A 12,711-nucleotide genomic window follows, 5' to 3' on the forward strand; every position below is an offset into this window, starting at 1 on the left:
TAATTACTTATATAACCATTTTAACCATTTTTTTAATAGGTGGATGCTTCTAGAAGGGTATTATACATTCTAAATTGAGAAGCTGTACAGGTGGAAATTGATAGATGTAGGACAAATGGTTAATTAAACATGACTGTGTAACAGTGATGCAAATCAAGTAAAGTCTGACTATTTTAGAAGGAAGGAAATGAAGTTTATAGGATAACTATTTTTTAAAATCAAATAAACTATTCGGATAAAATACAATGATCTTGCAGTAGGCCACTGTATTATCACTCCCCCGTGATGCACATGGGTTCTTTAATTATGTTTACAATTCTGTACCCGTCTCATACCACGCTAATCAATACTTTAAACAGCGTATCAATCAAAGTTATTTTTCCTTACACTGTAATTTAAGAAAAAGCCAAGGCTTTTAGGAAAAAGACACTTGGCGAATTTGTTAACATGACTAGCATGTAACAAAGAAAAAAAATATACAATTAGAATAGGTCAGTGGACCCGTCATATGAATTTGCTGGATCCACCGCCAATAAACATGTAGGAAGGTTAAATTGTAGCTGATTTCACGCTGTTTCTAATGGCTTGAATAGCTTCAGCGCGATCTTTTTGATTATAAATCGCTGAACCAGCGACAAGAACGTTGGCCCCTGCTTCGACACAAAGTTTGGCTGTTTCGGGATTTACTCCACCGTCTATTTCAATTTCAACATCTAAGTTTTTCTCTGCTACAAGATCAGCAACTTCTCTGATTTTAGGTAGAACAGAGTGAATAAACGATTGCCCACCAAATCCTGGATTCACTGTCATAAGCAATACCATGTCAATATCTTCTATCACATGTTGAATGGTAGAAACAGGTGTATGTGGATTTAATACAACCCCAGCCTTTGTACCTGTTGATTTGATCAATTGAATCGTTCTGTGTAGATGAGGGCAAGCTTCTACGTGTACAGTGATAATATCGGCTCCTGCTTTTGCAAATGCATCAATGTATCGATCAGGATTTTCGATCATTAAATGTACATCTAACGGTAAATCAGTAATGGGTCTAATCGCATCGACGATTAGTGGGCCAATGGTAATATTCGGTACAAAATGTCCATCCATAACATCGACATGGATGTAATCAGCTCCACCAAGTTCAACATCTTTTATGTCTTCTCCAAGCTTCGCAAAGTCAGCTGAAAGAATAGAAGGTGCAATTTTGATCATAAATGAAATCCTCCAATTTTCTTAAAAGTAAAAACATTGACTATCTTGTAAAGGCTTGCATAAAAAGCATTTACTTTAGTTATTGTGGCTTGTTTCCTCGCTGAATAGCGATGTGTTAAAATTGTACTCTAGATAGAGTACAATTATTTTACTGTGCTATACGTTTCGTATCAACTAAAAATAACTAAACCTACTAAAATTCCATTTTTACTAGATTGTAATTACATATTAGTTTTCTTTGAATCAACTCTTTTTTAGCTATCGAATTAGGAGCGTTAAAAATATTAAAAAAATTCAGAGTACTTATCCCGGTTGAACTTATGCTTACATAAATAATCAAATAAATAAACCTTATTTTCCCGAATAGTGGGATCTTTCTTTAATTCATAAAAATTAATTAAACGGAAAATTTATGTACTAAAAATACTAAACGATTGGATTTTTGAATTTTTTTTAAAAAAAATTCAAAACAGGCACAATTCGACTTAAACCTTTAAATAAGTACTATTTCAGCCATTATTAAGTACGAATTTTCGGAAAATTGGATCAAAAGTATACTTCTTGACACTATATGTTGACAAAGTGCGTACTTACAGATGTGTAAACGACAAGATATACTATGTATGTACAGGTGGAAACTCGATTTGAAAACATTGTAACTGATTGTAAGTAACACTTAAACAGGAGGTGACCTAGATGAATGATTTGAAAAAAGATATCGTTTCTGAACAAAGTATTCAGACACTAGCTATGGACTTTCTCACTGTAGCACAGAAAGCAGCTATTGCTTCTTATCCTTGGATCGGCAAAGGAAACAAGATTGAAGCAGATGGTGCTGGAACTGAAGCTATGCGCAATCAAATGAACCTTATAAACATGAGTGGCCGGATTGTTATTGGTGAAGGTGAAATGGATGAAGCGCCTATGCTTTACATTGGTGAAGAGCTTGGAACGAAGAAAGGTCCCGAAGTAGACATTGCGGTTGATCCAGTTGAAGGGACAACGATGATGTCTAAAGGACAAAATGATTCATTAACAGTCATTGCCGTTTCCACTAAAGGAAGTTTATTACATGCGCCGGATATGTATATGCATAAGATCGCGGTCGGGCCAAAAGCAAAAGGCTCTATAAACATAGACGCGTCTTTGACAGAAAACATGATATCGGTTGCTAAAGCTTTAGGTAAAGACATAAAAGATTTAACGGTAATGATACAAGATAGACCACGGCATGATCATTTGATTAAACAGGTATTTGACGCGGGAGCTCAAGTTAAGCTGTTTCCTGATAATGATGTGAATGGTGCAATCGCTACCGCAATTGATGAGATCGATGGTGATATATTGGTCGGTATGGGCGGTGCTCCAGAAGGGGTTATTGCTGCGACTGCACTGAAGTGTATGGGCGGAGATTTCCAAGGTAAACTGGCTCCTCAAGAACCAGAAGAAGTTGAACGCTGTATTAAAATGGGGATAACTGATCCTGAAAAAGCCTTAACATTAGATGACATTGTGAAATCTGAAGATTGCTTTTTTGTCGGAACAGGAATTACCGATGGCTTGTTATTAAAAGGTATTCAAAAAACAAATACTAATTTAACAAAGTCACATTCATTTGTAACAGTCAGTGGGAACCCGGAACTATACCAATTTGTTGAAGCGTACCATTCATAAAAGAAATACCATATAAAAAAGAAATACCATATAAAAAGGAGAGAATCATATGCCATTAGTATCAATGAAAGAAATGTTAATTAAAGGAAAAGAAGAAGGATATGCCGTAGGACAGTTTAATATTAATAACCTTGAGTTTACTCAAGCGATTTTACAAGCTGCACAAGAAGAAAACTCGCCGGTTATTCTTGGAGTATCCGAAGGTGCTGCTAAGTACATGGGCGGTTTTAAATTAATCGTGACAATGGTAAAAGAATTGATGGAAGAATATAATGTAACAGTTCCTGTAGCTATTCATCTTGACCACGGCTCTAGCCTTGAAAAATGTGTACAAGCTATCCATGCTGGATTTACATCTGTCATGATCGATGGTTCTCATCATCCACTTGAAGAAAATATCGAACTTACTAAACGTGTTGTACAAATTGCACATGCTGTTGGTGTATCTGTTGAAGCAGAACTTGGTCGTATCGGCGGACAAGAAGATGATCTTACTGTAGATGCAGCAGATGCATTTTATGCGATCCCTTCAGAGTGTGATCAATTGGTTCGTGAAACAGGCGTAGACTGTTTTGCACCTGCATTAGGTTCTGTACATGGCCCGTATAAAGGTGAACCTAACCTTGGATTTGATCGTATGAAAGAAGTAATGGAACTAACAGGTGTACCTCTCGTACTTCATGGTGGAACAGGTATCCCAACAAAAGACATTAAAAAAGCCATTTCGCTTGGATCAGCGAAAATTAACGTAAATACAGAAAGCCAAATTTCTTCTACTCAAGCTGTTCGTGACGTGTTGAATAACGATGGTGAAGTATACGATCCACGTAAATTCCTCGGCCCAGCTCGCGATGCGATTAAAGAAACAGTTCGTGGAAAAATGCGTGAATTTGGTTCTGCAGGTAAAGCTTAATTAATAAAAGTAATCTATGAAGAGATAGGGGAAAAAAGATGATTGAACAAAAAGTAAATGTAGAACAACTTTCTATTAATACGATTAGAACCCTCTCAATCGATGCAATTGAAAAAGCAAATTCCGGTCACCCGGGTATGCCAATGGGTGCTGCTCCAATGGCTCACACTCTATGGACACAGTTTATGAACTATAATCCTAGTAATCCGAATTGGTTTAACCGTGACCGTTTTACGTTATCTGCAGGTCATGGTTCAATGTTGCTATACAGCTTGCTGCATTTGACAGGCCATGATTTATCATTGGAAGAGTTAAAACAATTCCGTCAATGGGGCAGTAAAACACCAGGACATCCTGAATTCGGACATACGGCGGGTGTTGATGCTACAACTGGACCACTTGGTCAAGGTATCTCAATGGCTGTTGGGATGGCAATGGCTGAAAGACATTTAGCCACTACGTATAATGTTGATGATTTAAATGTCATTGATCATTACACATACAGCATTTGTGGTGATGGTGATCTAATGGAGGGAGTATCTGCAGAAGCAGCTTCATTAGCAGGTCACCTTCAGCTCGGACGTTTAATTGTACTATATGATTCAAATGATATTTCACTTGATGGCAAACTTAATAAGTCATTTAGTGAAAGCGTTGAGGATCGTTTTAAAGCATACGGTTGGCAAGTACTCCGTGTTGAGGACGGAAATGATACTAAAGCAGTTGCAGAAGCTTTAAGTGCAGCAAAAGCGAATGAAAACCAGCCAACTTTAATTGAGGTTAGAACAGTAATCGGTTATGGATCACCAAACAAAGGTGGCAAGTCTGATTCGCATGGTTCACCTCTAGGTAAAGACGAAATAAAACTTGTAAAAGAACAGTACGGATGGAATTATGAAGAAGACTTCTATATTCCAGAAGAGGTAAAATCATATTTTGCTGAACTTAAAGAAGCATCTGAGAAAAAAGAACAAGAGTGGAACGAATTGTTCGCTCGATACGAAAAACTTCATCCGGATGCTGCAAAAGAATTAAAGATCGCAATAAGTGGAGATCTTCCTGAAAACTGGGATGCCAATGTTCCAAATTACCGTGTAGGAGAAGACACGCTTGCTACTCGTACTTCCAGCGGTGATGTATTAAATGGTCTTGCTCAAAATGTACCTCAGTTATTTGGGGGATCAGCTGATTTATCTTCTTCAAATAAAACATACCTTAAAGGTGAATCTGATTTCAGCGCTGAAAACTATGGCGGTCGTAATATCTGGTTTGGTGTTCGTGAATTTGGAATGGGTGCTGCACTCAATGGTATGGCTCTTCACGGAGGAGTAAAAGTATTTGGAGCTACATTCTTTGTATTCTCTGATTATTTACGTCCAGCTATTCGTCTTTCAGCTTTAATGAAGGTACCGGTAACGTATGTATTTACACATGATAGTATTGCTGTAGGTGAGGATGGTCCTACGCATGAGCCAATCGAGCATTTAGCTTCTTTACGAGCAATGCCTGGACTTTCTACTATCCGTCCTGCTGAAGCAAATGAAACGGCTGCGGCTTGGAAACTTGCTCTAGAAAGTAAAGACGAACCAACAGTTCTTGTTCTTACACGCCAAGATTTACCTACACTTGTTGATGCTGAAACAGCATATGCAGGCGTTAGTAAGGGTGGATATGTCATCTCAGAAGCAAAAGGCGATGTTGAAGGCTTGTTATTAGCCGCTGGTTCTGAAGTTACTTTAGCTGTTAAAGCACAAGAAGCGTTGGCAGAAGAAGGAATTCACGTTTCTGTTGTTAGTTTGCCAAGTTGGGATCGTTTTGAAAAACAAACAGCTGAGTATAAAGAAACGGTTATTCCTAAAAATGTAACAGCACGACTTGCTATCGAAATGGGTGCATCATTAGGCTGGAATAAGTATGCTGGTAACGACGGAGACGTCTTAGCTATTGATGAATTCGGCGCTTCGGCACCTTATGACAAGATCATTGAAGCATACGGCTTTACAGTTGAAAATGTGGTTGAACGTTTTAAAAAATTACGTTAAAATTCGTTGCATTATGAGCGATTTGATTTAAGTACGAAAGGGCCAAACGATACTAACGTTTACGGCTTAGAATTCAAATTCAAATAGCTTAATAAATAAGCTGGTATGGATTTTGGGCAGACTTCACCAATAGGTGAACCTGCCCTTTTTTAAACAAAATATTAAGTTATGTTTAAACATTTACTTATGTTAAATCCATTATGGCAAGCGCATGAGATTTATATAATATGGAGGAAACTAGCGATGAAAAAAATTGCTGTATTAACGAGTGGCGGAGATGCACCAGGAATGAATACTGCTATTCGAGCAGTCGTTAGAAGGGGTATTTTTAAGGGTTTAGATGTGTATGGGGTGCAAAACGGTTATAAAGGTCTAATTGCTGGGGATTTTATTCCAATGGACTTTAAAAGTGTGGGAGATATCCTCCATCGAGGAGGAACTATTTTACAAAGTACACGATGTGATGAGTTCAGGACAGAAGAAGGCCAGAAAAAAGGCATAGAACAATTGGAGAATGCAGGGATATCTGGTTTGGTTGTCATCGGTGGAGATGGTTCTTTTCAAGGGGCAACTAAATTAAATGCTCAAGGTGTTGCTGCCATTGGGATACCAGGCACTATTGATAATGACATCTCTGGAACGGATTATACAATTGGATTTGACACCGCTGTTAATACGGCTCTGGATGCCATTGATAAAATTCGTGACACTGCGTCCTCTCATGAACGTACGTATGTGATTGAGGTTATGGGAAGAAACGCAGGAGACATTGCTTTGTGGGCAGGTATGTGTGCTGGAGCAGAGTCTATTATTATTCCAGAAGCGATAGATGACATAGAGGATGTAATTGATCGTGTTCAAAGGGGAGCTAAGCGCGGCAAAAAGCACAGTATTATTGTTGTTGCTGAAGGTGTCGGAAAAGGTGACGAAATTGGAAAAGTCATTGAAGAGAGAACAGGATTTGAAACAAAAGTTACGATCCTAGGGCATTTTCAACGAGGAGGTTCGCCTAGCGCTTACGACCGGATGATGAGCACTCAAATGGGAGCAAAAGCTGTGGATCTGCTTGTTGATGGAATAGCAGGCGTGATGGTAGGATTAAGAAATGGACAATTGGTACATACACCATTTGAGGAAGCTTTACAGTATAAGCGTACGCTTGATATGTCCACCTATGATCTAGCAAGAAGCCTTTCTATATAATTTAAAGACAATTTGTCCAACTAGAGTTGAAGCAATAAAAAATATGATGAAGAGTCATGTTGTGATGGATACACAATCGTAGTATAAAAGGAGGAAAAAAAATGAAAGTAGCAATTGCCTCAGATCACGGGGGAGTAAATATTCGTCAAGAAATTATCGCCTTATTGGAAGAAATGAATATTGAGTATGAGGATTTAGGATGTGAGTGTAGTACATCTGTTGACTATCCAGACTATGCCGTTCCAGTAGCTGAGAAAGTAGCAAGTGGAGAAGTAGATCGTGGAATTTTGATTTGTGGGACAGGTATTGGGATGAGCATTGCAGCAAATAAAGTAAAGGGAATTCGTTGTGCATTGGTGCATGATATGTTTAGCGCTAAAGCAACAAGGGAACATAATGATACCAATATGTTAGCAATGGGAGAACGTGTCATTGGTCCAGGATTAGCTCGTGCTATTGCAGAAATCTGGTTGACGACTCCTTTTGAAGGAGGCAGACACGAAAGTCGAGTCTGTAAAATAACAGAATATGAAAACAATCTTGGATAAAACTACACTCTAGATGAATAGAGCAAAATGAAGTATATATGAGTAATTAAATGAATATAACAAAGTAATCAGACTGCTGAGTTAGTTTTCAGCAGTCTATGTTTATCTAGGAGTAGATCGACTATTTATATAAGTATACTTTTTAACACTATGTAAAAATAAAGTGTGTACTTGTTAATTGTGCCTATTTAATTAATAATTAAAACTAGTTAAGAGTATACAATATAAAGTCAGTCCTATCTATAAACACTGACTCTGCGTACAAATAAGGGGGGATACAGTGTATCGAAAAGAGTTTTTTGTATTTGAACAAAATCGTCCGATCCCAGCAGTGATTCGAAACTACAAAGAACCGGACTTTGATGGATTAATTAGGGTTCAGCAGGAAAGCTTTCCACCTCCTTTTCCGCCAGAATTGTGGTGGAACGTTGAACAATTGCAAAACCACATTTCCTTATTCCCAGAGGGTGCTTTATGCATCGAAGTCGATGGGAGAATTGCAGGTTCAATGACTGGATTACTAGTTGACTTTGATCCTGCCCATCCTGAACATACGTGGGAAGAAATAACGGATAATGGATATATTAGAAACCATAATCCGAAGGGAAACACGCTTTACGTAGTGGATATAGGGGTTAGCCCTTTATACCGTAAGTTAGGATTAGGAAAGTGGCTAATGCAATCGATGTATGAGGTTGTTGTCGAGAAAAAAATAGATCGACTTCTCGGAGGTGGACGAGTCCCCGGATATCACAAAAAGGTGAATGAAATGACGCCTGATGAATATCTTGATGCTGTTGTCAAAGGAGAATTGAGTGATCCGGTCATTACCTTCTTACTTCGCTGTGGCCGTACACCCGTTCAAATGGTTAAGAATTACCTTGAAGACGAAGAATCATGCAATTTTGCCGCACTTATGGAATGGAAAAATCCATTTTATTCATCAATAGAGACAGGAGAACGATAAAAAATGGAGTATTATAGAATTACGAATATAAAAGATCCTTTATTTAAACAAATGCATCAACTTATGCAAGATGTCTTTCCTCCGGAGGAAGTATTAGAATTTTCATTGTGGGAAGAACCTTTGCAGGATCCTGGAATTCGCATCTTTGTAGCCGTTCATAGGGGAGAAGTAGTCGGAGCGACAGAGTATCGTTATTATGAAGACTTTAATGTGGCTATGACAGATTTTACAATTATCGGTAAAGATGGACTTGGTGTAGGTGCATTTTTAGCTAGTAAGAGATTAGATGACTTAAACTCTGTAGCTATGGACAATGGCAAGGAATTGCAAGGAATGTTTGCTGAAATTTATGATCCTTACCGCATAGGGGACCATGAATTTGGAGGCGTAAAGTCCATGAACCCTTACGTTCGCCGTGAAGTGCTATCCCATCTTGGTTACAAACGACTGGATTTCCCTTACGTTCATCCATCATGGAACAATGATGGAGAGGCCGTGACAGAATTAGATCTTTGCTTTATGCCAATGGCCAAAAATACAGATGAACTGCCGGCAGAGCTTGTTGTAAAGTTTTTAAGACGTTATTATTCTGTGTTATCGAATAAACCAAAATCATGGTTTACAATGGTTGAAGATTTAGAGAAGCAGGAAATGATAGCGCTGTCAAGGGTGTAATTCAGTGAAAATCCTCAATTGAAACGACAGAGCTGAACAAAATGGTTCATACTATTTCAATTGAATGAGTGATTTAGGCAAAAATGTCTCATTGCTTGTAAAGTATTGGAATGATTAAAAACAGAAAGGTTGGGGTATAATGTCAAATTATGTAGCGAAAGGTTCTATTATTTGTAAAAATTGTGGAGAGCTTATTGACACTATGCCTACAGAAAAAGTAACTGTCTATTATTCTGACTGCAAGCAAGAATCGTGTGAAAATAGCCAATCACTAGAGGAATAAGAGTAAGGTATATTTATACAATTACGAAAAAAGATCGTGCAAAAGCCGATCTTTTTTTCGTAGTTGTGTTTAGATTAAACAAGCACATTATATTATATTGAAATTTCATATGATCGTGATAAATGGGTCAACTTACTTTTAAAATGTAGCTCTTACACACCACTAGTGACACTGTCAGTCTTTTTTTCTACAGCATGACCGCCAAACTCATTACGAAGTGCAGCGACTACTTTACCTGTGAAAGTGTTATCGCCTTTCAAAGAAGTATAGCGGCTCATTAGACTAGCTGTAATAACCGGTGTTGCAACTTGTAAATTAAGTGCCTCTTCAATAGTCCATTTCCCTTCGCCTGAAGAGTGCATAACACCACGAATTCCATCTAGTTTCTCATCTTTAGAGAAGGCATCTTCAGTGAGTTCCATTAACCATGAGCGGATTACAGAACCATTATTCCATAGTTTTGCAACAGCTTCATAATCAAAATCATATTGCGATTCTGCAAGGACTTCAAACCCTTCACCAATAGCAGCCATCATACCATATTCAATGCCGTTATGTACCATTTTAGTATAATGACCAGAACCGGCTTCTCCAGTGTAAAGATATCCGTTTTCTACTGCTGTATCACGGAAAATTGGCTCAACAATATTCCAAGCCTCTTTATCGCCACCGACCATATAGCAAGCACCATTACGAGCTCCACTCATACCACCAGAAGTACCAGCGTCCAGGTAATAAACACCAGCGTCTTTAAAATCGTTATACCGGCGAATTGATTCTTTATAATGAGAGTTTCCTGCTTCAATAACAATATCTCCTTCTTGAAGCAAAGGTTTTACTTGTCCTAATACTTTATCTACAACTTGGTGAGGAACCATAATCCACAAAACGCGAGGAGACTCTAATTTACTTACAAGCTCTTGCAAATTAGTTGTCCCTTCAGCACCATAACTTACTAGTTCTTGAACAGCAGTTTCGTTTAAATCAAAACCCGCTACCTCATGTTTATTATCAATAAGGTTCATACCGAGATTTAATCCCATTTTACCTAATCCGATTAAACCAATTTTCATCCTAAGTGACCTCCTGTTAGTAACTATATAAAAATAATTTTTAAAGCTGTGGTGCGAGTAGATTATTGAATTATTTAAGCGTTATTACCACCATTTAAATCCATCCTCTTCTACCAATTGATCAGAAGCTTCTGGTCCCATTGATCCTGCTTCATAAAGGTGCAGAGGAAGAGCGTTCTCTTCAAATGCCTCTAATAATGGCTGGATCCAAGCCCACGAAAGCTCAACTTCTTCCCAGTGCGCAAAGAAAGTTGCGTCACCACGTAGTGCATCATGTAAAATCTGTTCATAGGCTTCAGGAACCTGCTCCTGCTGATGATTGGCAGAAAAATCGATAGTAATTGGCTCGATTTTTCCGTTATTCAACGGGTTTTTATTGTTTAATTGTAAGGAAATCGTCTCGTTCGGGCTGATTTCAATCGTTAATAGATTTGGTGCGGTTTCTTCCAGTTGCTTTGAGTACAGCTCTTTCAATGGATTCTTGAGTTCAATAACAATACGGGTAGACTTTTCTTTCATCCGTTTACCCGTACGGATGTAGAATGGAACGTCTTGCCAAAATGGATCATCGATCCATAAACGGGCCGCCACAAAAGTATCATTCGTTGAGGTTTGCAGGATCCCCGGTTCTTCTTTGTAGCCAATGACAGGTGATCCTTGAATCGCACCTGAACGGTATTGACCACGAACGATGTGTGCAACGGCTTCTTTTTTGGAAACAGGTCGGACAGATGCCATCACTTTTGTTTTCTCTTGTTGAACCTCAGTTGAGAGGAATCGTTTAGGTAAGTGCATAGCCGTCATCATCAAAATTTGTAGCATATGATTTTGAACCATATCGCGAATGGCTCCGGCCTGATCATAATATCCGGCTCGCTCTTCGACCCCAACTGTTTCACTAGCTGTAATCTGAACGTTGGCGATAAACTGATTATTCCAAACAGCCTGTAGCAGCGGATTAGCAACTTCTAAAGTCTCTAAATTTTGGATCATTGGTTTTCCAAGATAGTGATCGATGCGATAAATTTCCTTTTCCTCAAAAGCGTTGCTTAATATGGCATTTAGCTGTTGGGCGGAGGATAAATCATGACCGAAAGGTTTTTCAATCAAAAGTCGTTTCCATCCTTTGACTGAGCCTAGTCCACTTTTAGAAATATTCGATGTAATTACGTTAATAAATTCAGGAGCTACCGACAAATAAAACATTCGATTTTCTGGAATACCTAACTCTTTTTCGCGGTTTTGAATGAGATCAAGCAAATTATCATAACCGTTGCTGTCTGTGACATCTAAGGAGCTATATTGGAAGGAACGAATAAATGTTTCCATTTCCAAATCTGAGCTACCTAATTGTCTCGAAAAGGTGCGAATTGAGGATTCCACGTGCGATTGAAAGGTGTCATTAGATAGTGCTCTCCGCCCTAGACCGATGACTGAAAATGTCCGTGGCAATTTATTATCAAGATATAAATTATAAAGAGCAGGAAAAATTTTTCTTTTTGCCAAATCGCCTGTCGCACCGAATAGAACGAAGGTCATGGAGTCCACATTCATGGTCATCTTGGCAGCGCTTTCCTCGAAAGGGCTAACTGATACACTGTTCATATAATTTCCCTCCTGTCAAGTTTATCATGTGTATAAAAGCGTAAATGATGAAGACATACAATCCATCTTGGATAAACAATTAATGGGTACAAAGCTGTTTATTTCTGGAACGTGGTCAATGGTTCAGGATGTTAAAAAAATTGCCTATGCAGCAGGTTTTACAGATGAAGAGATTCAAACTAAAGAAATCGGTGAAAAAGAAGATAAAGTATACTGCGTGAAATGCTACAAATTCAGTAAGAAAACAAAAAGTAATAACCTAACGTGTGAACATTGTAATAGAGAGCGTAAAATATCTTGTGTAAATGAATAAACAGAAACAGGAACACCTTTTCTTGTAGAATTGAATCACCACAAGACAATTCACAGAAAAGAGGCCTTCCCTATGAACCAGTTTACAACAGATATTGTCGACGCTCTAGTAAAAAAACAAGATATTACCGAAGTATTCCGTGCGCATTTAGAAACAGCGGTCAGCACGCTGCTTGCGACTGAATTAACCGCCTTTTTAGA

General features: G+C 38.3%; 12 protein-coding genes and 1 pseudogene. 10 read left to right on the forward strand and 3 right to left on the reverse strand.

Annotated features, from left to right (window positions below):
• Positions 1–549: 549 nt before the first annotated feature.
• Complete coding sequence (gene rpe, locus AWH49_RS08320) at positions 550–1,215, reverse strand: ribulose-phosphate 3-epimerase (protein ID WP_018395804.1); 666 nt, start codon at positions 1,213–1,215, stop codon at positions 550–552.
• Between the two features lie 696 nt (positions 1,216–1,911).
• On the opposite strand from rpe, the gene glpX reads away from it, so the two are divergent.
• The 8 genes from glpX (at position 1,912) to AWH49_RS20955 (ending at position 9,520) form a co-directional block, all read left to right on the forward strand.
• The gene (glpX, locus tag AWH49_RS08325; RefSeq protein ID WP_034285180.1) at positions 1,912–2,889 is read left to right on the forward strand and encodes a class II fructose-bisphosphatase; all 978 of its coding nucleotides are present in this window, start codon (positions 1,912–1,914) and stop codon (positions 2,887–2,889) included.
• 49 nt (positions 2,890–2,938) lie between these two features.
• The gene (gene fba, locus AWH49_RS08330; protein WP_018395806.1) at positions 2,939–3,802 is read left to right on the forward strand and encodes a class II fructose-1,6-bisphosphate aldolase; all 864 of its coding nucleotides are present in this window, start codon (positions 2,939–2,941) and stop codon (positions 3,800–3,802) included.
• A gap of 38 nt (positions 3,803–3,840) precedes the next feature.
• The gene (tkt, locus tag AWH49_RS08335; protein WP_063965312.1) at positions 3,841–5,844 is read left to right on the forward strand and encodes a transketolase; all 2,004 of its coding nucleotides are present in this window, start codon (positions 3,841–3,843) and stop codon (positions 5,842–5,844) included.
• Positions 5,845–6,087: 243 nt separating this feature from the next.
• Positions 6,088–7,047, forward strand: coding sequence for a 6-phosphofructokinase (gene pfkA / locus AWH49_RS08340; protein ID WP_034285178.1), 960 nt, complete (start codon positions 6,088–6,090; stop codon positions 7,045–7,047).
• A gap of 101 nt (positions 7,048–7,148) precedes the next feature.
• Positions 7,149–7,595 (forward strand): ribose 5-phosphate isomerase B, encoded by a 447-nt coding sequence (rpiB, locus tag AWH49_RS08345; protein ID WP_034285177.1) that lies wholly within the window; start codon positions 7,149–7,151, stop codon positions 7,593–7,595.
• Between the two features lie 280 nt (positions 7,596–7,875).
• The gene (locus tag AWH49_RS08350; RefSeq protein WP_063965313.1) at positions 7,876–8,562 is read left to right on the forward strand and encodes a GNAT family N-acetyltransferase; all 687 of its coding nucleotides are present in this window, start codon (positions 7,876–7,878) and stop codon (positions 8,560–8,562) included.
• 3 nt (positions 8,563–8,565) lie between these two features.
• On the forward strand, positions 8,566–9,237 hold the full coding sequence (locus AWH49_RS08355) for a hypothetical protein (protein WP_063965314.1): 672 nt from the start codon (positions 8,566–8,568) through the stop codon (positions 9,235–9,237).
• 139 nt (positions 9,238–9,376) lie between these two features.
• On the forward strand, positions 9,377–9,520 hold the full coding sequence (locus tag AWH49_RS20955) for a GapA-binding peptide SR1P (protein ID WP_081897930.1): 144 nt from the start codon (positions 9,377–9,379) through the stop codon (positions 9,518–9,520).
• A 152-nt stretch (positions 9,521–9,672) separates the two neighbouring features.
• Here the strand turns inward: AWH49_RS20955 and gnd are convergent, their stop codons facing one another.
• Positions 9,673–10,593, reverse strand: a complete 921-nt coding sequence (gene gnd / locus AWH49_RS08360) for a phosphogluconate dehydrogenase (NAD(+)-dependent, decarboxylating) (protein ID WP_063965315.1) — start codon at positions 10,591–10,593, stop codon at positions 9,673–9,675.
• Positions 10,594–10,677: 84 nt separating this feature from the next.
• Entirely contained in the window at positions 10,678–12,198 is a 1,521-nt protein-coding gene (gene zwf / locus AWH49_RS08365) for a glucose-6-phosphate dehydrogenase (RefSeq protein WP_244886784.1), read from the reverse strand.
• An 82-nt stretch (positions 12,199–12,280) separates the two neighbouring features.
• Between zwf and AWH49_RS08370 the strand changes: the two genes are divergently transcribed.
• Complete coding sequence (locus tag AWH49_RS08370; protein WP_063965316.1) at positions 12,281–12,511, forward strand: hypothetical protein; 231 nt, start codon at positions 12,281–12,283, stop codon at positions 12,509–12,511.
• Positions 12,512–12,583: 72 nt separating this feature from the next.
• A pseudogene (locus AWH49_RS19690) lies at positions 12,584–12,711 on the forward strand (IS256 family transposase); the annotation flags it as partial.

This window comes from Domibacillus aminovorans, from assembly GCF_001643235.1.
GTDB lineage: Bacteria > Bacillota > Bacilli > Bacillales > Domibacillaceae > Domibacillus > Domibacillus aminovorans.